Genomic DNA, 23143 nt, shown 5'->3' on the forward strand with positions numbered 1-23143 from the left:
GAGGTGTATGCATGGAAAAGTTGAAAGTTTCAATAATATTTATAATCACACTGACATTCGTTTGTGGTTTGTTTGCAGCATGTCAAAACAAGTCAAAACAAGTTCGATTTTCCGATCTTGTTGATTGGAACAAGGAAAAGATAGCTGAAAGCGGGTACCCTGAATGGGCACCCGCCCTTGTTCAGAATAAAACCTATGTTTTTTATCAAAATTCAGATTGGGAGATTATACGAGTTGATAAAAATAACCATAAGAAAACAATCATAAAAAAACTTACAAAACTTCGTGATTCTCCTTATGATGTTGGGATGACTCTTTTAAACAATAGGTTATATTATATATATGACTCTTGTCTGTATCAATGTGATTTTAACGGAGATAATGAAACTCAAATTATTTCAAAACAAAAATTACAACAGTTTACAAAAAATACAAATATTCAGGATACAGTTAATGGAGTAAAGTTTTATAAAAACGAGATGTATTTAATTATAGGGTGTGATGTACTAGTAAAGTTTAATTTTAATACAAAGGAATTGCAAACAGTAGCCAAGGAAGTTGGGTCCGGGACTTTTTATAAAGATGATTTTTATTACGTTGATTACACAGCATTGTATAAAGTGAATTTGGAGACATTAAAAAGGACGCTTGTGAGAGGTCAGAAGTATTCAAAAAAATTATTGAAAATAAAGGATACAGTGTATTACCAAACGATCATGAATATTAAAGGAAAGCTATATTATACTCGTTCCCAAGGTAAATGGGCATCAGAGGGTGGTGCACCATCGAAAGTATATTTGTATCAAGATAGTGGAAATGATATAAAAAAATACAATGCTAGTACAGATTTACATAATCTTGTATATGATGGAGGAAAAATTGCTTACTATGATACACATCCCAAAGAAATCAAACTTATTTTAGTAATTTATGATTTGGATACTGGAAAAGAAAGAAAAATAGATCTGCCAAAGGACTTCTCTCAGGTAGAGCAGCTTGTCGATGATATTTTATTATATCGGTCAGATAAGGGTCAACTTACTTATTCTGTATTTAAAATTTCTTAAAAAGCAGGTCAAGATCCAAAAAGAACTGAACGGAGTGGTAAAGACAGAGGAAAAGAACTACGATGCCAACGGTACTCTGTTATCAGAGACTTCAGACACAGGAGTTACCACCTCTTACAGCTACGACACGATCAACCGGGTAAAAGAGGCTGTCGAAGTGTCAAAGGACGGCATCACGAAAACCACAAAGACTGATTATGGGTACGCCGATCAGGAGATCCACACACTTTCCGGAATGAAAAGCTATCAGAATCTTTCCGTCGTCACCACAACCGTGAACGGGAAGATCCAGGGAGAGACGTATACCAATGGTTCCGGCAATACCGTCCGGGAGAAAAGCAACGGCATTTATACGGACCATGTATTTACAGAAGACGGCAAGGAGACAGCGTCCATTCTTCTCGGCACAAAAGCCGGAGCGGATGTCAAAGGAAAGATTACTTTAAACCTGTATGACCGAAATGGAAAACAGACACATACAGTCCAGAATCCTGTGATTGCCGGTGAGGATGTTTCCATTGATCCTGAAAAGTCCATTGTCAATCAGACCGCTTATGATGACAAGGGAAATGAGACGGCCAAGACAGACGGAAACGGCAACACAGTGGCGTACACTTATGACGACCAGAATCGGGTGACCAAAGTATCTCAGGGGGATAACAGCACTTCCATATCCTATACTATGGGAACGGACGGGGTAAACACTACAAGCATCACAGATGCCATGGGTCATGAGAAGATCGAAGTGACCAATGCAGCCGGACTGACAGAAACCACGACGAGCAAAGGAAACCTGGGCGAGAGCATTTCCACCAAGTTTACTTATGATACCAATGGAAATAAAACAAAAGAAACCTATGAAAACGGGGCTTACAAGACGTATCATTATGACAAAAAGAACCGTCTGACAGAGACTAATACCTATGAAGCCCCTGAGGCAGGAAGTGAATCAGGCACGAAGACTCTCAAAACTTCTTATAGCTACGACGGCAACGACCAGCTCATCGAAATGGTGGATTATCAGGTCAGCGGAAATACAGAAACGGCCTACCGCTATACAGAGTGTGAGTATGACGGGCTTCAGAGGAAGACAGTCTATGCAGAACTGAGCCAGTCAGAAAAGCCAACGGCGGATGAGATTAAGAGCCATGCAATCAAATATACCTATGACGCAGAAGGCAGGCTTACGAAAGTTACCTACCCAACGAAAAAGGATGGGGTGAGGAGCCTTTCTTATCATTACACCAGCGACGGCTGGCTGTCTTTGATCAAAGCAGATGTATATAAAGGAAGTGATGTAAAAGAAGCAACTGTGCGGACTTATGCTTATGACAGCTATGGAAAAGTAACAGAGATCAAGGATTACCGAAATCTCTTATCGGATGGTGATAAGGCAGTCAAAAAGACCTATACCTATGATTCTTTAGGAAGGCTTGTAAAGACGGTTACGACAGATCACAGGAAAGACGACAGCAAACAGACCGTGACCTATACGTATGATAAGGTTGGAAATCGTCTGGCCGAAGACAAAGGGGATACGAAGACCACCTACGATTATAATGGACTGGATCAGGTGAAAACTTCGACCACATGGAAAGATGGTACCGTACAAGAGAATAAGCAGTATGTCTATGACAAGAACGGAAATGAGATCGGACAGACCAATGGAACAACAGGGGAGATCCTTTACCGTACCTATGATGCGGAGAACCGTCTGACCGAAGTCTCTGTCAACAAAGACGGAAAGAATGCGGTTGTTCAGCAGAACCGTTACAATGGAGACGGGCAGAGGATCCAGAGAGTGGAAGGAGATCAGACGACCAACTACTATTATCAGGATGGCGTGGTCTCTTATACGACCGATGGAAAAGGAGAGCAGACGTCTCAGGACCTTTTGGGAACTGACGGGAATGTGATAGGAGCCCAGAGGTATACAGGCAATGATGCTGCGTATTATGTGTATAACAAGGATGTCCAGGGAAGTACGACCAATCTTCTGAAAGACGATGGAAAAGCGGATGTGTCTTACCGATATGAAGACTTTGGAGAGACACAGAGCATTGGAGAGAGTACGGCTAAGAATGAAACCTGTTATACAGGGGGACGTTATGATGAGACTACGGGACTGTATTATCTGAATGCACGGTATTATAATCCGGAGGATGGAAGGTTTTTAACTGAGGATACTTACCGTGGGGAGACAAACGAGCCGGATACACAGCATTTGTATGCATACTGTTCAAATAATCCTGCAAATTATGTGGATCCGAGTGGACATAAATCTAAAAGAGTTATTTATTATAATAAAAAAGGGCATGGATTTAAAATGCAAGCAACAAATTCTCCATATTATAAGAATAAAGATGTAACATTAATTTCTGTAAGGTATAAAAAGGATTTTAAGAAACAATGGAATAAGATTCCGAATGGGACAAAGGAACTTTATTTATATTTGCATGGAGGAGTAAGTGCGTTGTATTTTGATGGTTCTGATTTAGTGTTAAAGGAATTATTGAAATTAAAAAAACATAAAATAAGCAAAAAAATTGTATTATTATCTTGTAAAGGTGGAATAGGAGGACCAAATAGTGTTGCAAAAATATTAGCTAAAAAGTGTAAATGTGTTGTTTATGCATCAAACTATCCATATGGATTGTCATATAGAAAAGAAAGAGGCAAATGGTATCCTAGGTATGGAGGACCGCAAAATCGCTGGAATAAAGAAAATCCTTTAAAAAAATATAATCCGTAGAAGGGAATATGTGTATGAAAATAAGTTACTTGTTTAAAAATATTATTTTACAAATAATAAATTTAATAATAGGAATATTTTTGGGTTATTTAATATCAATTAGAACAAATTTAAACGAAACTTTTGCTTATGTTTTAGAAAGTGGAATTCTCATTATATTCTTGCTGGTAGTAATAGCTGTTATTGCAAAAAAGGGAAAAATGATAACAGTAAGTTATGGAATATTTGGTCTGGCTTTTGCTGTAGGGTTAGAATTATTACCTAAAATTTTCTTGTTTTTAGAAGTAGGAGACAATGAATATCAATTTCTTATCGTTGGAATGGTAAATATGATGATGATGACTGCATTTTTTTTATTCATCGGATTTGTAATAGAATTTTCATATCAACACGGAATATTTTATAAACTTATAGCTATATTTCCGATAGGTGGAGCGATATTTTCTACTATAACAACTTATTATTCCAAAGACATAAACTCAGTTAATGCTACAGTAATAGAATCAATGATTGCATTGATTATCTTAATTCTAATTTTCTTTGGGTGGGTAAAAAAAGCCAAATGAAAATTTGAAAGTAACATATATTTCGCAATTTAAAAAAATTTGGAATGGATTGGCTAGTAATACTAGAGAAATCTATTTATTCTTACATGGAGGCTCTGGGGCTTTTAAAGGTAAAACAATGAATACAAATGCAATAAAAAAGCTAAGCTTCAAAAAATTAAAAAGTGTAAATGTATTAACTTGTAAAGGTGCATTAGGCGGAAAAGCAAGTGTTGCGTATGCTTTTCACTGTAAATTAAAAAAAGCAAAAGTGTATGCAGCTGGATGCAAAATTTCATATAGGTTAGGAACAAACGGAAAATGGTATCCAAGTCAAGGAGGGAAAAAATATTTTTTAGCACTAAAAACCCTGTAAAAAGAGTTTATTAAAATTAATAGGAGCTAATACTAATAGCTGGGAGAAAAATTTTAGAGTATTCTCTCAGCTATTCAACCTAAATATGAATTATCAAGCATGAGGGGAACGAGATGAAATATAGAAATAAAATAAGGCTCTTCAGGGGTAATGGTGGGTAAAAAACACCCACAACCCCAATGTTTATGCTGATTAATCCGCTACAGATTTTCTGTTAGGAAGTGGCACCCTCAAATCAGAGCATACAAGGTACACCATGTCCAGCATATTTTGTATGTTGCGGAAGCCATATGCTTTCCTAATAATCAGCTTAATCTTGTTATTGGTTGCTTCAATCCTGGCATTGCTCATGCCATAGCGGATCGTATTTAAGATATGCACCTTATGGCGCTTGATTTTCAGATACAATTCTTTAAATGCCGGTATCCTACTGTGGCTTGATTTCCACAACCACTGCTTTAATTGTACCTCCGCTTCGTCTACATCAGTTATCTTAAGCAGAAGGCGAAGCTGCTCTTTTAACAGGTATGCCCGGTAGAGTCGTTTATTCTCAGAAGCAATCATATCAACACGGTATTGTTGCTTTTCAGATAGGTGCTCAGGAGCCTTTCTGAGAGCATATGCAGAACCTTTGATTTCATCAGCCTTGGCTTTAGCAACCTTTACAATGGCATTGGAAGTGTCATCTTCCTTAGGTCTGCCAGGCTTACGTGGATTCTCTTTCTTGAGTTGTTTGTATTCATCATAGGCATCATGCCAGACATCACGTCTGACCTCATCAAGAGCTTCCATAGCCCACTCGACTACATGGAATGAATCCACACAGCGGGCACATTCAGGAGTGTATTCATTTACACATTCCGTAATCCACTTCTTTTTTGACAAAAAAGTGGGGGATTTTAATAAAATGGAATCTACAAGCCTTGATTTTACTGGGCTGAGGATTCCGAGAGATTATTAAAATATTTAGGAGGATGAAATAAGTTGAGTAAAAAAGTATGGAATGTAAAAAAAAGTTTGATAGTAAAAATTTTGTTATTGATAATTGTTATTTATTTTTTTATGACACCACTAGGTGCTTTAAGGCTTAGCATTGCCTGTAATGGATACCCATTAAAAGCAATGGTGTATCCAATAGGAAAGCGTGAAAGATCTCTTGAGGAAGAGGAAAATGAGAAAGTATATGTTCTATACAATCCACCAGTTGAGAAAGATACAGAAGGAACTCTAACAAACTGGAGTGTAAAAAAATATTTAATATTTTATTTAGCCACATATAGAGGTGATGCCTAAAGATTAGGGGAATAAATTGACTGCTTTTGACAAAAGTTATTATAAAGATAATATCATTTGTTACATATAGCTACGACGGCAACGACCAGCTCATAGAGATGGTGGATTATCAGGTCAGCGGAAATACAGAAACAGCTTACCGCTATACAGAGTGTGAGTATGACGGGCTTCAGAGAAAGACAGTCTATGCAGAACTGAGCCAGTCAGAAAAGCCAACGGCGGATGAGATTAAGAGCCATGCAATCAAATATACCTATGACGCAGAAGGCAAGCTTACGAAAGTTACCTACCCAACGAAAAAGGATGGGGTGAGGAGCCTTTCTTATCATTACACTAGTGACGGCTGGCTGTCCGTGATCAAAGCGGAGGTATATAAGGGAAGTGATGCAAAAGAAGCAACTGTGCGGACCTATGCTTATGACAGCTATGGAAAAGTAACAGAGATCAAGGATTACCGAAATCTCTTATCGGATGGCGACAAGGCAGTCAAAAAGACCTATACCTATGATTCTTTTGACCGTGTGGCAAAGATGGTCTACACAGATTTGGAACATCCAGAAACAGTTATGGAGTCCTATGCCTACTCCTATGATAAAAATTCCAACATCGTCGAAAAGACACAGGTAAACAACTATCCTCAAAAGGATGAAGAAAAGGTCAATGAGACAAAACACTATACCTATGATTCTTTAGGAAGGCTTGTAAAGACGGTTACCACAGATCACAGGAAAGACGACAGCAAACAGACCGTGACCTATACGTATGATAAGGTTGGAAATCGTCTGGCCGAAGACAAAGGGGATACGAAGACCACCTACGATTATAATGGACTGGATCAGGTGAAAACTTCGACTACATGGAAAGATGGTACCGTACAAGAGAATAAGCAGTATGTCTATGACAAGAACGGAAATGAGATCGGACAGACCAATGGAAAAACAGGGGAGATCCTTTACCGTACCTATGATGCGGAGAACCGGCTGACCGAAGTCTCTGTCAACAAAGACGGAAAGAATGCGGTTGTTCAGCAGAACCGTTACAATGGAGACGGGCAGAGGATCCAGAGAGTGGAAGGAGATCAGACGACCAACTACTATTATCAGGATAGTGTCGTCTCTTATACGACCGATGGAAAAGGAGAGCAGACGTCTCAGGACCTTTTGGGAACTGACGGGAATGTGATAGGAGCCCAGAGGTATACAGGCAATGATGCTGCGTATTATGTGTATAACAAGGATGTTCAGGGCAGTACGACCAATCTTGTGAAAGATGATGGAAAAGCGGATGTGTCTTATCGTTATGAGGACTTTGGGGAGACAACAAGTGTTGGAGAAAACACATCCGGAAACGAGACCTGTTATACTGGCGGAAGATATGATGAGACGACGGGGCTTTATTATCTGAATGCACGGTATTATAATCCGGAGGACGGAAGGTTTTTGTCTGAGGATACTTACCGTGGGGAGACAAACGAGCCGGATACACAGCATTTGTATGCTTATTGTGCAGATAATCCGATTAACTATGCAGATCCAAGTGGACATTATCCCATGGAACTTTCAGTTAAAATGTATTGGTTTGCATTGAGTAAACATTCAAAGAGAATTAATTTATCAAATGTTTCGTATCTTAATTTTAAAAAGGTGTTTAAGAGCAGGCTGAAAAATTCTGAAAAATTATATAGAATTTTTAAAGGATTAAGAAAGAAAGCTAATAAAAAGAAAAAAGCTACCTGGAAACCAAAAGGTACATTTGGATTTTCTGAAGATAGAGATTTAGCTTATTCTGTAGGTCACATTCGAAATATAAGGATGACTGTATATAAGAAAACGAAAAAAGGATATAAGATTAAATTAGCATTAAAAGACACTTATGATTTTGCAAAATTTAGTTTTAAAAAGCAAGGGATAATAAAAACATTAGTCAACAATATTTTCGGATATTATCCTCAAAGAGGTAAAGTGGTTCGTCCATACAAATGGAAATTTACAACAAAATTTTATCGTAAATAACAGTTATTGTAAAAGAGCCTTACATCAAAAATGATCTATTTTGATGTAAGGCCATATAATATAGAACAAGCATAAGATTGCAGAAAGGATATATATGAAAAAAGTAGTACAAGTAATGGCTGTAATTGTCTTGATTTTTGGTGCAATGTGTTTTTATGTGTTAGTTACAGATGATACAGGACGAGATCCCAGTTATGACTTAAAAGATGGATATCAACTAATAGCCTCTAGTTCAAAATGCTGGCAACTATGCTATTTTGAGAATAACAAATCAGCGATGGATGGTCAAGGAGAGAGCATAGTTGAAGGGAATATTCAAAAATATTTTAGTAATAAAGATTTTATCATTGTTTATGAAAAAGAAAAACAGACATATTATTGTATTGATAAACGAACGAGAAAATGTATATTTAAATGTAAAACTGAAAATAAAATGAAGAATTTTATTAAATCAAAATATCAAAAGGCAAGTGTGAAAATGGAAGAAACATAAAGTGAAGATATCTCCATTGATTCAATAATATTCATCGCTAATTAAATAGCCAAGAAACACGCAAACAGCTTACCGCTATACAGAGTGTGAGTATGACGGGCTTCAGAGAAAGACAACTTATGCGGAACTGAGTCAGTCAGAGAGGCCAACAGCTGACGAGATCAAAAGCCATGCGATTAAATATACTTACGACGCAGAAGGCAAACTTACGAAAGTTACCTATCCAACGAAAAAAGATGGGGTAAGAAGCCTTTCTTATCATTACACCAGCGACGGCTGGCTGTCTGTGATCAAAGCAGATGTATATAAAGGAAGTGATGTAAAAGAAGCAACTGTGCGGACTTATGCTTATGACAGCTATGGAAAAGTAACAGAGATCAAGGATTACCGAAATCTCTTATCGGATGGTGATAAGGCAGTCAAAAAGACCTATACCTATGATTCTTTAGGAAGGCTTGTAAAGACGGTTACCACAGATCACAGGAAAGACGACAGCAAACAGACCGTGACCTATACGTATGATAAGGTTGGAAATCGTCTGGCCGAAGACAAAGGGGATACGAAGACCACCTACGATTATAATGGACTGGATCAGGTGAAAACTTCGACCACATGGAAAGATGGTACCGTACAAGAGAATAAGCAGTATGTCTATGACAAGAACGGAAATGAGATCGGACAGACCAATGGAACAACAGGGGAGATCCTTTACCGTACCTATGATGCGGAGAACCGCCTGACCGAAGTCTCTGTGAACAAAGATGGAAAGAATGCGGTTGTTCAGCAGAACCGTTACAATGGAGATGGGCAGAGAATCCAGAGAGTGGAAGGAGATCAGACGACCAACTACTATTATCAGGATGATGTGGTCTCTTATACGACTGATGGAAAAGGAGAGCAGACATCTCAGGATCTTTTGGGAACTGACGGGAATGTGATAGGAACCCAGAGATACACAGGCAATGATGCTGCGTATTATGTGTATAACAAGGATGTTCAGGGAAGTACGACCAATCTTGTGAGAGATAATGGAAAAGCGGATGTGTCTTATCGTTATGAGGACTTTGGGGAGACAACAAGTGTTGGAGAAAACACATCCGGAAACGAGACTTGTTATACTGGCGGACGATATGATGAGACAACGGGGCTTTATTATCTGAATGCACGGTATTATAATCCGGAGGATGGAAGATTTTTATCTGAGGATACTTACCGTGGGGAGGCAAACGAGCCGGATACACAGCATTTGTATGCGTATTGTGCGGATAATCCGGTGAACTATGTGGATCCAAGCGGCCATAGAAGGAATGTTGTTTTATCTATTTACTATTCAATTGGAAGTTCCCTTACAAAATTTGCAAAGAATTCATGGTATTATTCAAATTATTATGTAGATTTTAAAAAAGTAGGGAAACGAAACGATTTTTATAAAGCATGGAATTCTATAAAGGGTAGAATAAAAAATTTGTACTTGTATATTCATGGAGATAAAGGAAATATACATTTTAGAGGGCAAAGCATTTCGTATAATCAATTAATTGGAAAAAAATCATTTGGAAAGGGGAAGAAAAAACGATTCAAAAGAAACAAGACTTTGCGGTCAATTCATCTTTTAAGCTGTAGTGGAGCTGCTGGCAATAATAGTGTAGCAAAAGCTTTTCATATTCTTGCACCGAATGCTACCATTTATGCTTCTAAAGTAGGTGTATCATTTTTCAAAACATATCGAGGATATAAACCTAGATATGGATGGAAAAAGTATGTAAAACCAAAGAAAAAATTTCACTTAATGTATGCTAATCCAGTAAAACAGGTATATAACTAAATACAAGAGTTGTTATCTTTTATTAAGATAGCAACTCTTAAAAATTGTAGAAATAAGGAGAAGTCAGTGATTAAAAAAAATATTATAATGATGGTTATAAGTGTTCTATTAATAATAGGAATTACAGTCTATAGTTTTGTCAATGGCCATGATACTTTTTTGGATGATAATTTAGCAGGTCCATGGATTGAATCTTTGGAGTTAAAAAAAGATTCGCTTGAATATGATATCGCCATGGGGAGATATGATAAGGTACGCACTAGGATTAGAGAAAATGATAATGTTAATAGTATAGCAACAGGTGTAACTCCTCTGATGATAGCTTCGACGATAGAATTTGATGATGAAGCATTAAAAATGTGTAAATTATTAATAGATAATGGAGCAGATGTCAATAAGATAGACAAAGAAGGAAGAAATGCTTTATTCTATGCATCAGCAGTCCATTATGAGAATGGTAAACCAAGGCTGATTAAGTATTTGATAGATAGAGGTACAAATATGTATCAAGTAATAAATAATAATGAAGATGAAGAGACAAATGTTACAGTACCTTATTATTGTGTTACGGAAGGAAATTATGACGTTGTTAAGCTTTATATTCAAAATGGCTATAACATAAATTATAAAGATAGCAAAGGCAGGAGTTTGTTGTCTGGCGCATATAGGAGTTATAAAAAGGATAAAAATAAGCAGGACAAAAAACAAAGTAAGAAATTTATAAAATATTTATTGGAGAACGGGGCAAAAAAATAGTTTTAAACTGTAGACATACTAAGATTTATTGATTAGTAGACTTAATGTTCCTGAGCAGGTCGTCGATTTTTGAAAACAGAATAAAGTTATGGCGACAATGACCACCTCATAGAAATGTTAGATTTCCAGATCAGTGGAAATACAAAAACGGCTTATCATTACACCAGTGACGGCTGGCTGTCTGTGATCAAAGGTGAAAACTTCGACCACATGGAAAGATGGTACCGTACAAGAGAATAAGCAGTATGTCTATGACAAGAACGGAAATGAGATCGGACAGACCAATGGAACAACAGGGGAGATCCTTTACCGTACCTATGATGCGGAGAACCGGCTGACCGAAGTCTCTGTCAACAAAGACGGAAAGAATGCCATTGTGCAGCAAAACCGCTATAATGGAGACGGGCAGAGAATCCAGAGAGTGGAAGGAGATCAGACGACCAACTATTATTATCAGGATGGCGTGGCCTCTTATACGACTGATGGAAAAGGAGAGCAGACGTCTCAGGATCTTTTGGAAACTGATGGGAATGTGATAGGAACCCAGAGATACACAGGCAATGATGCTGCGTATTATGTGTATAACAAGGATGTTCAGGGAAGTACGACCAATCTTGTGAGAGATAATGGAAAAGCGGATGTGTCTTATCGTTATGAGGACTTTGGGGAGACAACAAGTGTTGGAGAAAATACATCCGGAAACGAGACTTGTTATACTGGCGGACGATATGATGAGACAACGGGGCTTTATTATCTGAATGCACGGTATTATAATCCGGAGGATGGAAGGTTTTTATCTGAGGATACTTATCGTGGGGAGACAAACGAGCCGGATACACATCACTTGTATGCGTATTGTGCGGATAATCCGATAAATTATGTAGATCCCAGTGGACATAAGTATTCACCAAGTAAAGCAGCAAACTATGCATACAAATGGGGAATGAAATTTAATCCTCAATATGCTAATCATACTGGACAAGGTGATTGCACGAATTTTGTTTCACAATGTGTACATGCAGGTGGTAAAAGTATGAAGAAACCACTTTTTCTTTTTTATCGTCGTCGTATTTCTAGAACTACAAGCTATTGGTATTCTATAAAGCGCCAAGAGTATCATGGTAACTATGGTCCACCAACCTATTGGAAAGAATCAAGTTCTTGGACAGCGGTTAAAGATTTTTATACTTATTGGAAGAAACATGGAGCAAAAATTATATTTTGTAGTTCTAAAAAATATTACAAAGAAAAGCGAAAAAAGGAGATGTTGTACAGTTAAGAGAACGTAAGAACGGTTGGCATCATTCTATAATTATTTCACGTGGTTCTAAAGGAAAATGGAAATATGCGGGACATTCTAATAAACATAAAGCAAAGTCAATAAATAGTATAAAAAATCAAAATGGATATCGAATTATAAGAATAAGATAAATTATGTAAGAATAATTAAAAAATATAATTTATTTATGGTGAAATATAGCAGATAGCGCTCTTGTGTAATTTGAGTATCATGTAATTTTATATAAAGCAACTTTCTGTAGAATTCGTATACAAATAAATTATAAATGTATGTTAAATTGCAGAAAGTTGCTTAATTTAAACTTAAAGGAGTTAAAATCATATGATTAAAAAGAAATCTTTGATTATCGGAATAATTTTTATTCTAGGAATATGCGTAGTAATATATATACAGGATTTAAAAAAATACCCATATTGTTATGCGGAAAGCAGCGATGGAAAATGGAGATTGTATGGGTACATTGTTTATGAAGGGGGAGATTGGACTGGAGATTTATATTATGAAGGAAATAAAACAGGAGATATCGGAGTAATAGATGTAAAAATAAATTACAATGGTGATGCTCAAAAATACGGAGGTAAAATAAAACCAAGAGTTAATGGAAAAGGCGATTCAATAACAAAAGATCGATTTATTAATGAAAATAAGGAGAAATATTATCTAGTGTGGGAATTTGGAGGTGTCGATATTCCTGAAGTTATTTTAAAAATAAATTGGATGGAAGGAAAAACATCAAAAAGTGCTGTTTTAAAACCAGAGATTCGCTATGGCGGGCCCACAATAAGAAAGATATGGAGTTATTTTAAGTAAAAAGTATTTGAAACAATGGTGAATGATGAAAAAAGAAGTAAGAGGTATTGATATGAAAAGATTAAGATATAAAAGCAATATCTTATTTTCATTAATAATTAGTTTAACTTTTGTAGGGTGTCAGAGGGAAAAAGAACATTTATCAGATATGTTCGATTTAAAGAATGACAAATTAGCATTAGCTTATGATTCAGCATATTCATCTACAATCGTTCAAAATGATCAGTTTGTTTTTTATGAAACGGAAAATCAGGAAATCATTCGAATTAACAAGAAGAATCATAAAAGAATTACAATTTTTAGACCGGAGAAAAAGTCGAAAGTACAAAGTGAAGGTGGATTGGAATTATCAAAAGACAGTTTATATTACGTTCATAATAATTGTGTTTTTAAAAGTGATTTGAATGGAAAAAACATTCAACGACTTATTTTTGCAAAGGATAAGAAGGAAGCAGAATGGATTAATGGAATTAAAATATATAACAATGGAATATACTTGTTGGCCGATGGTGAATCGGATAACAGTATTTTTCGATTCTACCCCAAAAGCAAAAAACTTGAAAAAGTCGCAGAAGATATAAGGAATCCATGCTTTTCTGGAAACAATCTGTATTATACAGAACATGGGGAAGTGGGAATAAATAAGGTTAATTTAAAGACTTTAAAATGTAGGATTATACGTGGACAAGTATGGAAAAACAAATTGCAATATGAGGATGATTTAGTCCGATATAAGGGGATTGTGGAGAATGAAGGGAAAGTATATTATATTTGTAGGGGTAAAGATGGCAAGGTGAAACTATACCAATATATAGATCACGGGAAAGACACAATACAACATGGCTTTTCTGATAATTCGGATGATTTTGTTTATAATTCATCCATTATTGTTGGATTTAACACCCATTGGGATACCTCGGAAGAAAGGTATATTCAAATCTATAACTTAGATTCTAAACAAGAAAAGAAGATTAAAATGCCGAATGATACTTGGTCGGCTGAGTTTGTGGTAGATAATCTGGTAGTTTGTACTTATCTTGATGATAATGGAGAGTTTGGTCATATTCTAAAATTAGATATATAATTTGTTACAGCAAAATTTAGAGGGAAATAATCAAACGGATTTTTATAAGGCAGATTCTGTTTCATTTGCAATTCTTGGCGGATCATATAGTAATGCTGAAATTTTGATAAGAGATGGTAAGGTGGACTATACACAGAACCGGGAGGACGGAGAATGTGTTATATGGAGTTTTATTTGTGCGTTAGGTAATAAAAAGTCTTTTAGAGCAATTCAAAAGCTTGGATACAAACCTACGGATTTGGAAGTATTTCATGCTTATGAAAACTCTGATATGGAGACATTTCAATATTTACTTCATAAGGATTATTCAATTTATGTACAGGAAGATGGCGATAATATCTTGGACAGTGTCTGTCTGGATTCACCAGATAAAGCCTGGACTTTTTGTAAACGAGGTTTATATGCTTCGGAGTCTAATCTTAAATCTCTAATATGGATTGGAAAAGGTGATGTAGTTAAGAAGATAATAGAAAGCAAAAAAACAAAAGGGGTAGTCAGAAAAGAGGAGCTTCTCCAGGAATCAATAAATATTGGAGATTTATCAATGGTAAAGTACTTTGTAGAAAACGGTGCTAATGTAAATCGACATTTAAACGATAAGACAGAAGATTATTCCTATACATCAATGCATATGGCATCCGGAAGAGAAAGTTCAAAAATTGTTACGTATTTAAAAAGACATGGAGGAGATATTCATAAAAAAGATTCTAAAGGAAGAGAATGCAAAGAAATAGCGAAAAAAGCAGGATGTATTTGGAATTTAGAATTCTTATAAACCAGATTTTAGGGGCTTAATGTAATCATAAAACCTACAAATGGTATGAATAAATTTGTAGGTTTTATGATAAATTGAAGATTATTTTACTATACAAATAAAGGCAAATTTCATTCTTTTTAGTGAGAATAAAATTATTTATAAGGAGGTCATAATCTTGTATCAAGAAATTCGTAATACACAAATAGCAAAGTTTGATAAAGAGCTTATAGTAGATATATTTGTTCAGGCCATGTCATTAATTATTTGCCTAATTCTTATTAGTGCTATTTTATTTGTTATATACTGTATATTTAAAAAAATGAAGAAGGCTGGTAAAAAAGAAAAATGAAGTCATATTGAGTTTATCACTATCAGAAGAACAAAAACATTTCAGGCGAGGAGCAAACTGCATTTAGGTTAGTAAATACAAAAAGGTATAGGGATATGAATGTTTATGAACTAAGTTTTTGGTATCAGGAAGAAGAAAATGATGAGGAGGATGAAGTAACAATTGCAGTGTATTCTTCATTGGAACTGGCTGAAGAGGCGAGAGAAAAGTTTAAAAAGCATCCCAGATTTATTACACATGAACATGAGTTTTATATTGATGAGTACAAATTAAATGAACCGGAATGGAAAGAAGGTTTTATCACTGATGAGGATTTATATTAAAGGAGATGAAAAGAGAGGAAAACAAGGGGGAGAATAGAGTCAAATGAAGGTGGGGTGATAGGAATGACAATTTATGAATTGACATTTTACTATTGGGATGAAAATCCTGAAAATGATGACGAGACTTTTATTGCAGTATATTCTTCATATGAACTTGCTCAGAAAGGATTAGAGAAATTTGCAGAACAGCCTAGATTTAAAGGTAAGAGAGAAGCATTGTTTATAAGTGAACATGAGTTAAATGTTGAAAATAGTTTCTGGGCAGAGGGATTTTTTATAGATGATGTTTCAAATTATTATATAGATTTAGGAGATGGGTTTACATTAGAAAAATTTGAAGATCATGTTATAAAAATTATTTTGAACGATAAAACAGGAAATCAACAAGAGCTGTTTACAGGAACTATTCATTTTTATCAACTGATGGAACAATGTATACTTCTGAAAAATAAGTTAACAGGATGGATGTATTGTATCAATAAAGAGCATAAAAGGGTAGAACAGAAGACAAAAAGTATAGATATGATATCTTCTTATTTGAAAACAAATTATAACATTCAAAATGAAAAATGGATGATTATAGATTAATAGAATGGGGTGTAAATATGTATATATATCAGTTAATGCATAACCACGACGGAGATATTAAATTGATAGGCTATTTTAGCAGTTGGAAAAAGGCAAGAATCATAATGAAAAAGTATCGGTCATCAGTCGAAGGGTTTAAAGATTATCCAAGAAGCTTTAAAATAAGAAAAATTAAAGTTAATGAGGATAATTATTATTTTTATAGATGACAAATTATTTAAAGTTTGCTTTTAAACTAGTTTGTGTAAGAGTGTAATAAATGAAAAAGAAAAAGGTATTTATATTTATTATTGTGTTAGCCAGTATCGGGTGGGGTATATATCATTTTACTCTTGATACTCAGGCCGTTCCAAAGGGAAAGATGTTTAAAAGTGTAAAATCTCCGAATGGCCAATATATTGCTAATGCGTTTCATGGGCAGGATAATGCTACAGTAGATTTTTCTGTTATTGTAGAAATTGAAGATACAATAAAAAATAAAAAGAAAAATATATACTTTGAATATCACTGTGAAGAGGCAGATATAAAATGGCTGTCAGATAATAAAATCAGAATAAATGGAAAGAAATTAAATATTCACAAAGATGTATACGACTTTAGACATGAGTAAAGACAAAATATTTGATAAAAGGATCTACAACATAAGATTATCCATAGCATGGTATTAAACACCGTGCTATGGGTTTTTAAATGGAATTATATATTTTATATTTAAACTACGGATAAATTTATCTGCATTAAAAATGTATCGGCATATGAGGGTTGAAAGTTTTAGGTGGACAGCATAATCCAAAGCTAGGAGATAGATATATCCCTCAGCTCTGGATTATATTACTGCTGTTGTTGTTAATATTACTATTATTGTGAGTGCTGATCTCTGGCTTGATATAGGAAATATCTTTAGTTTTCTGATGTGTTGCAGCACAAAGACAATATAAAAGCAGTCACGTTCACCTTCTGATTCTTGAGGATAGTTCTGGATGCTGCGTATTACGTATATAACAAGGATGTCCACAGCAGTACGACCAATCTTCTGAAAGACGATGGAAAAGCGGATGTGTCTTATCGTTATGAGGACTTTGGGGAGACATAGACAACCGCCTCCAAAAGGAGGTCGATTGTATACAGTCTGAGGGTGGAATGTTAGTGAAGGCGGATTGGAATTATCAAAAGACAGTTTATATTACGTTCATAATAATTGTGTTTTTAAAAGTGATCTGAATGGAAAAAACATTTAAAAACTTCTTTCTGCAAAAGATAAAAAAGAGATAGAGTGGATCCATGGAATTAAATTATATAACAATGAAATATACTTGTTAGCCGAAGGTGATGAAGGTAATACTATTTTTCGATTCTTTCCTAAGAACAAGAAAATGGAAAAGATTGCAGAAGATATAAGAAAGCCATGTTTTTCTGGGGACAATTTATATTATATAGAACATGGGGAGGTAGGAATAAATAAGGTTGATTTAAAGACTCGAAAGAGTAAGATTGTACGAGGACAAGCATGGAAAAATAAACTGCAGTATGAGGATAATATAGTTCTATATAAGGGAATTGTAGAGAATCAAGGGAAAGTATATTATATTTGCTGGGGTGAGGATGGTAAGGTGAGATTATACCAATATAGAGATCATAAGAAAGACAAAATACAACATGGTTTTTCCGACAATTCTTATGAGTTTGTTTATAACTCCTCTATGATTGTTGGATATAATACTCATTGGGATAGCTCAGAGGAAAGGCATATACAAATCTATCACTTGGATTCTGAGCAGGAACAAAAGATTAAAATGCCAAATAATGATTGGTATGCTTTGCTTGTAGTAGATGACTTGTTATTTTGTGGTTATCCAGATGATAAAGATGATTTCTATCATATGTTAAAAATAGATAATTAACGGAAAAACACTGGACATCCATAAAGATGTCTATGATTTCAGACATGAATAATATTTTCCTGTGTGACATGGTCACAGAATGATCACTTCATTTCAGATATGATAACACCAGATATGATATTTTAAAAAATATGAGGTGGAAAATATGAGGAAAAAAACAGTGATCATCGGCGGTGTGGCAGGCGGGGCAACGACAGCGGCCCGACTTCGGAGAAAAGATGAGAGCATGGAAATTGTTCTTCTGGAACGGAGTGAATATATTTCCTATGCCAACTGCGGGCTTCCGTATCATGTAGGGGATGTGATCAAAAACAGGGAGTCTCTGCTTCTTCAGACTCCGGAGGCCATGAAAAAGAAATTTAACGTAGATGTCAGAGTGCGGAATGAAGCTGTGAAAATTAACCCGGAAGATCAGACAGTGACCATAAAAGATTTAAAGGAGGGCAGAGCGTATGAGGAGAGCTACGATTATCTGGTGATCGCCACAGGCTCCTCTCCGGTCGTGCCTCCGATTCCTGGCATTGACGGACCGGATATTTATACTCTTTGGACGGTTCCGGACACAGACAGAATAAAGAAAGTCATAGAGACAAAAAAGCCGAAGACAGCAGCGGTAATCGGCGGCGGATTCATCGGCCTTGAGATGGCGGAGAATCTTAACAGGGCTGGACTTGAGGTGAGCATTGTGGAGATGCAGGACCAGGTCATGGCCCCTCTGGATTTCGAGATGGCCCAGCTTCTTCATGAAAACATAGAAATGAACGGTGTCAGCCTGATACTGGGAGATGGCGTGGCATCTTTTGAATATAAAGACGGGAAAACGTTTATTGCGCTGAACAGCGGGAAGGTATTACAGACAGATATGGTCCTGCTGTCCATAGGAGTGCGTCCAAACAGTGAGCTTGCGAGGAAAGCGGGTTTGAAACTTAACGCCAGGGGCGGTATTTTAACGGATGAGATGCTCCGGACTTCCGAAGAGAATATATATGCGGTAGGCGATGTCATAGAGGTTGAAAACTATGTACTGAAAGAACCTGCAATGATCCCTTTAGCCGGACCGGCCAACAAACAGGGAAGGATCTGTGCGGATAATATTGCAGGAGAACAGAAGAAATATAAGGGAACTCTTGGGACTTCAGTTGTCCAGGTATTTGACCTGACAGCCGCGGCAGCAGGGGTCAATGAAAAAACGCTGATCCGTAAGGGGAAGGTCCGGGGGAAGGACTATGAAACTGTACTGATCAATCAAAAATCCCATGCGGGATATTACCTTGGTGCTGTTCCGGTTACATTAAAGCTGTTGTTTGACCTTGATGGAAACATTCTTGGCGCACAGGCAGTGGGGCAGGAAGGTGTGGATAAACGGATCGACGTGCTCGCAGGCGCCATACGCTCCGGAAATACAATCTATGATCTGGAAGAACTGGAACTCGCCTATGCTCCTCCTTATTCTTCAGCGAAAGATCCGGTAAATATGCTCGGCTTTACGGCAGAGAATGTTTTGGAGAAGATGGTCTCCTTCATGAGCTGCCGGGAACTGGATGACAGGATCGAAACAGAAGGCTGGGAGAAGGACTTAACCATTTTGGATGTAACCGAAGAGATGGAGCGGATGGTATTCCATATTCCGGGCTCTGTTCACATTCCGCTGGGGCAGCTGAGGCAGAGAATGGCTGAACTGCCGAAGGACCGGCTTATCGTAACTTACTGTGCAGTTGGAGTCCGTTCCTACAACGCAGCCAGAATCCTTAAGCAGAATGGTTTTTCAGATGTAAAGGTGCTGGAAGGAGGAACGAGTTTTTATCAGTCTATGCACTACAAAGACGGAGAGCCATCTGCCTGCCGGGAAGAAAAACAGCTGAAAGCAGCAGAGGCAGAGCCAAAAGAAGTAAGGCTTGTTGACTGCTGCGGTCTGCAGTGTCCGGGGCCGATCATGAAGGTTCACGAGACTTTAGAATCCATGGAGGATGGAGAGACGGTCAAAGTGGCGGCCACAGACATGGGATTCCCAAGGGATATTGAATCCTGGTGCCAGAGAACAGGAAATACGTTAGTAAAGAAGGAGCGGGACGGAAAACAAAATGTAGTCTTTATAAAAAAAGGAAAAGAAGGGCAGGAACTGTGTGCGGCAGCCGCTGACACAAACGGCGGGCAGGGCAAAACGATGGTCGTGTTCAGCGGAGATATGGATAAGGCCCTCGCTTCCTTTATTATCGCCAACGGTGCCGCAGCCATGGGCAGGCCGGTCACAATGTTTTTTACCTTCTGGGGGCTGAACATTCTGAGGAAATCAGAAAAACAGCGGGTAAAAAAATCAGTTGTGGAAAAGATGTTCGGAGTCATGATGCCGAGAGGAAGCAGGAAGCTCAAACTATCAAAAATGAACATGGGCGGTATGGGAACAAAGATGATGAAGAGGGTCATGAGAGAGAAAAATGTGGAAACTCTTGAAAATCTCATGAAACAGGCCATTGAAAACGGTGTGAAGCTGGTGGCCTGTACCATGTCCATGGATGTGATGGGTATCAGGAAAGAAGAGATCATCGACGGTGTGGAATTCGCAGGTGTAGCCTCCTATTTGGGAGATGCGGAGAATTCTGATGTAAACCTTTTTATCTAAGCAGCAAAATGCAGCAAAACGGTATCTGTCCGTTTGCTGCATTTTATTTCAGCTGATCAGCTGTTTTAAGCCCTTTTTATCAAGGATTGTGACTCCGCCTCTGGACAGTTTTACCAAACCTTCCGATGAAAAGTATTTCAACATACGGCTTACAACCTCCCTGGCGCTTCCGGTGTATTTGGCAATCTGTTCGTGAGTCATATGGATGTCGTCAGAACCCGTTTTTCCGCTCTCATCCAGGAGAAAGATCGCAAGCCTCTGATCGAAACTCATGAACAAAATCTGCTGCATGGTCCACATCACATCGGAAAAACGCTCGGTGGCCTGCTTATAGGTAAATGCTTCCGCATAGATATTCCGGTCAACGATTTCCGAATATGCTCCTGCGCTGATCTGTATGATTTCACTTTCTGTTACCGCCTCCATTTGTACTTCAAAAGTGATGGCAGACAGTACGCAGGAAGCAGAAAGGACACAGACATCTCCCTGTTCCAGACGGTACAGAGTGATCTCTTTTCCTTCTTCTGAGAGCATGAAAGTCCGCACACTTCCGCTTTTGATGATCAGCACGCCGGTACATTCACAGTTCTGGCACCGGATGATCCCTCCTTTTTCGTAGCGGACAAGCTGAGACCACTGGGAGAGAGTCTTCTTTTCTGTTTCTTTCAGGTGCTCCCAAAAAGGAAGGGACGACTTTAAGATAGGGATGATTTCATCTGCATGCTCCATTCTATACCTCCAATTAATACTTTTCATATATTTTAGCTGTCCCAAAGAGAAATAACAAGAGCTGTTTGCATGGAAATCGGTCCCTTAGATTCGTTTCAGCAAATTATGACACAAGATCCTTGTATAATTAGAAGCTGAAGGAGGGTCCAGGATGCCGATTATAAAGAAAAAAGAACCAGTAGAAGAGATATTTTTCAATGAGCTGGAAGATATCATATCATATAATATGAAACAGATGGAGCACTGCCTCACTACAATCGGAAAGCGGATGTGTGCAGAGCAGGATGAAGACTTGGAAAAAAAGACCGGAAGAACAATCATAGAGAGTACGATTTTAAAAGAATGTATGCTGTGCCGGGAAAAAGATAAGTGCCGGCTGACGCTGGATGACAGGGACAAGCTGGGGGAACTTCTGGAGAAGCAGGGAGGCCTCAGTGTGCAGAATATCCGCTCTGTCTGCAAATGCCAGCGAGAGAAGGAGTGGGTGGAAGAGATCAATACGATCTATGAAAGGGAGCTTTTTTTGTATGCCTGTGAACAGCGGTTTATCGAAATGCGCAGGATGATCGGGGAACAGTACATAGAGGCCGGAAGGATGTTCAGAAGCTTCTCGGCCCAGAAATATCAGCTGTTCGGAGTCCGCCCGATGCAGGAAGTTATTGAGAAAGGGCTGAAAGCCCATCATCTGAGAGTGAAAAAGGTTTATATATATGAAGATGACATGAGGGGAAAGCAGATTTACCTGTTTTTAAAAGCCCAGAAGGGCAGGGAGGTAACGACCAAAGAAGTAGCCCGGTGGCTGTCGGTCATTCTCCAGGAAAAACTTCAGCCGCTGCCCAACGGTAAGCAGGCCATCGGGGAGAACTATGAAATGATGGGGGTGCAGGCGGCTACAAAATTTCATGTGCTGACAGGGGTGATTTCCAGGGCAGAGAAAGAAGATATGAAAAATGGGGATAATTTTTCTATGGGGACTGTGGGAAATCACAGGTTTGTCTCTATGATCTCCGACGGCATGGGCACAGGAACCGCTGCAAACAGGGACAGTAAAGCGGTTATTGAGACACTGGAGGAACTTCTGGAGGTAGGCTTGGATGAGAAAAGAGCCGTCCAGCTTCTGCAGTCTATTTTTGTATTCTGGCCGGAGAAGGAGCGCTATTCGACCCTTGATTATCTGCAGATTGACCTGCACGCGGGGATCGGAAGCTTTCTGAAGCTGGGTGCCTGCCCATGTTTCCTGAAGCGGAAGGGACAGGTGGAAATGGTGCAGCTTCCCAGTCTGCCGGTAGGTGTTTTAAAGGAAAAGTCACTGCCTATACACCGGAAGAAGCTGGAGGCGGAAGATTTCATTTTACAGGTCAGCGACGGCATCATCGACTCCATGGGCGAAAAAGGAGTGGAACTGCTGATGGAGTATATGAAGCAGATCCACACGACACGTCCGCAGGGATTTGTGGATGAACTGATGGAGAAGATCGAAAAGACCGAGGGATACGAAAAAAAGGATGACATGACGATGATTGGTCTCGGGATTTGGGATAAGTATTGAATCCTTGGATTGGG

22 protein-coding genes are annotated in these 23143 nt (G+C 37.8%); 20 read left to right on the top strand and 2 right to left on the bottom strand.

What is annotated here, in order from left to right:
• Positions 1 to 11: 11 nt before the first annotated feature.
• Genes QGT46_RS08060 through QGT46_RS08075 form a run of 4 tightly spaced genes read left to right on the top strand, consistent with a single transcriptional unit; the run spans position 12 to position 4740 of the window.
• Positions 12 to 1067, top strand: coding sequence for a hypothetical protein (locus tag QGT46_RS08060; protein ID WP_024728692.1), 1056 nt, complete (start codon positions 12 to 14; stop codon positions 1065 to 1067).
• Positions 1003 to 3819: an RHS repeat domain-containing protein gene (locus QGT46_RS08065; RefSeq protein WP_301590284.1), complete on the top strand. Its 2817-nt coding sequence runs from the start codon at positions 1003 to 1005 to the stop codon at positions 3817 to 3819. Before QGT46_RS08060 ends, QGT46_RS08065 begins: the two co-directional genes overlap by 65 nt.
• A 14-nt stretch (positions 3820 to 3833) precedes the next feature.
• Entirely contained in the window at positions 3834 to 4385 is a 552-nt protein-coding gene (locus tag QGT46_RS08070) for a hypothetical protein (RefSeq protein WP_301590286.1), read from the top strand.
• Positions 4386 to 4389: 4 nt separating this feature from the next.
• Complete coding sequence (locus QGT46_RS08075) at positions 4390 to 4740, top strand: hypothetical protein (RefSeq protein ID WP_301590288.1); 351 nt, start codon at positions 4390 to 4392, stop codon at positions 4738 to 4740.
• A gap of 192 nt (positions 4741 to 4932) precedes the next feature.
• Here the strand turns inward: QGT46_RS08075 and QGT46_RS08080 are convergent, their stop codons facing one another.
• Positions 4933 to 5562, bottom strand: coding sequence for an ISL3 family transposase (locus tag QGT46_RS08080; protein ID WP_420360577.1), 630 nt, complete (start codon positions 5560 to 5562; stop codon positions 4933 to 4935).
• 162 nt (positions 5563 to 5724) lie between these two features.
• Here QGT46_RS08080 and QGT46_RS08085 point away from each other — a divergent pair, with 162 nt between their 5' ends.
• The 15 genes from QGT46_RS08085 to QGT46_RS08155 all read left to right on the top strand — a co-directional run bounded on the left by QGT46_RS08085 (position 5725) and on the right by QGT46_RS08155 (position 20851).
• Positions 5725 to 6033: a hypothetical protein gene (locus QGT46_RS08085; RefSeq protein WP_024728689.1), complete on the top strand. Its 309-nt coding sequence runs from the start codon at positions 5725 to 5727 to the stop codon at positions 6031 to 6033.
• Between the two features lie 26 nt (positions 6034 to 6059).
• A complete protein-coding gene (locus tag QGT46_RS08090) occupies positions 6060 to 8045 on the top strand; it encodes an RHS repeat domain-containing protein (protein ID WP_301590292.1) in 1986 nt (661 codons plus the stop codon).
• A 94-nt stretch (positions 8046 to 8139) separates the two neighbouring features.
• A complete protein-coding gene (locus QGT46_RS08095) occupies positions 8140 to 8538 on the top strand; it encodes a hypothetical protein (RefSeq protein WP_301590294.1) in 399 nt (132 codons plus the stop codon).
• A 286-nt stretch (positions 8539 to 8824) separates the two neighbouring features.
• The gene (locus tag QGT46_RS08100; RefSeq protein ID WP_301590296.1) at positions 8825 to 10363 is read left to right on the top strand and encodes an RHS repeat-associated core domain-containing protein; all 1539 of its coding nucleotides are present in this window, start codon (positions 8825 to 8827) and stop codon (positions 10361 to 10363) included.
• A gap of 66 nt (positions 10364 to 10429) precedes the next feature.
• Entirely contained in the window at positions 10430 to 11119 is a 690-nt protein-coding gene (locus QGT46_RS08105) for an ankyrin repeat domain-containing protein (protein WP_301590298.1), read from the top strand.
• Between the two features lie 193 nt (positions 11120 to 11312).
• The gene (locus tag QGT46_RS08110; protein WP_301590300.1) at positions 11313 to 12398 is read left to right on the top strand and encodes an RHS repeat-associated core domain-containing protein; all 1086 of its coding nucleotides are present in this window, start codon (positions 11313 to 11315) and stop codon (positions 12396 to 12398) included.
• Positions 12399 to 12740: 342 nt separating this feature from the next.
• The gene (locus QGT46_RS08115) at positions 12741 to 13229 is read left to right on the top strand and encodes a hypothetical protein (RefSeq protein ID WP_148460417.1); all 489 of its coding nucleotides are present in this window, start codon (positions 12741 to 12743) and stop codon (positions 13227 to 13229) included.
• Positions 13230 to 13281: 52 nt separating this feature from the next.
• Positions 13282 to 14313 (top strand): hypothetical protein, encoded by a 1032-nt coding sequence (locus QGT46_RS08120; protein WP_301590303.1) that lies wholly within the window; start codon positions 13282 to 13284, stop codon positions 14311 to 14313.
• 1 nt (position 14314) lies between these two features.
• Positions 14315 to 15088, top strand: coding sequence for an ankyrin repeat domain-containing protein (locus QGT46_RS08125; RefSeq protein ID WP_301590305.1), 774 nt, complete (start codon positions 14315 to 14317; stop codon positions 15086 to 15088).
• A 157-nt stretch (positions 15089 to 15245) separates the two neighbouring features.
• The gene (locus tag QGT46_RS08130; RefSeq protein ID WP_301590307.1) at positions 15246 to 15419 is read left to right on the top strand and encodes a hypothetical protein; all 174 of its coding nucleotides are present in this window, start codon (positions 15246 to 15248) and stop codon (positions 15417 to 15419) included.
• Between the two features lie 95 nt (positions 15420 to 15514).
• Positions 15515 to 15742 carry a hypothetical protein gene (locus QGT46_RS08135; RefSeq protein ID WP_024728686.1) on the top strand — a complete coding sequence of 76 codons (228 nt, stop codon included), beginning with the start codon at positions 15515 to 15517 and terminating at the stop codon, positions 15740 to 15742.
• A 63-nt stretch (positions 15743 to 15805) separates the two neighbouring features.
• Entirely contained in the window at positions 15806 to 16330 is a 525-nt protein-coding gene (locus QGT46_RS08140; protein ID WP_301590309.1) for a hypothetical protein, read from the top strand.
• A gap of 259 nt (positions 16331 to 16589) precedes the next feature.
• A complete protein-coding gene (locus QGT46_RS08145) occupies positions 16590 to 16940 on the top strand; it encodes a DUF5412 family protein (RefSeq protein WP_301590311.1) in 351 nt (116 codons plus the stop codon).
• Positions 16941 to 17703: 763 nt separating this feature from the next.
• Entirely contained in the window at positions 17704 to 18231 is a 528-nt protein-coding gene (locus QGT46_RS08150) for a hypothetical protein (RefSeq protein WP_301590313.1), read from the top strand.
• Between the two features lie 145 nt (positions 18232 to 18376).
• On the top strand, positions 18377 to 20851 hold the full coding sequence (locus tag QGT46_RS08155; protein ID WP_301590315.1) for a DsrE/DsrF/DrsH-like family protein: 2475 nt from the start codon (positions 18377 to 18379) through the stop codon (positions 20849 to 20851).
• 48 nt (positions 20852 to 20899) lie between these two features.
• On the opposite strand, the gene QGT46_RS08160 is transcribed toward QGT46_RS08155, so the two are convergent.
• A complete protein-coding gene (locus QGT46_RS08160; protein WP_148460287.1) occupies positions 20900 to 21580 on the bottom strand; it encodes a Crp/Fnr family transcriptional regulator in 681 nt (226 codons plus the stop codon).
• Positions 21581 to 21731: 151 nt separating this feature from the next.
• On the opposite strand from QGT46_RS08160, the gene QGT46_RS08165 reads away from it, so the two are divergent.
• Positions 21732 to 23129 carry a SpoIIE family protein phosphatase gene (locus QGT46_RS08165; RefSeq protein ID WP_024728680.1) on the top strand — a complete coding sequence of 466 codons (1398 nt, stop codon included), beginning with the start codon at positions 21732 to 21734 and terminating at the stop codon, positions 23127 to 23129.
• Positions 23130 to 23143: the final 14 nt, after the last annotated feature.

The organism is Anaerostipes faecis, assembly GCF_910574135.1.
GTDB classification, from domain to species: Bacteria; Bacillota; Clostridia; order Lachnospirales; family Lachnospiraceae; genus Anaerostipes; species Anaerostipes hominis.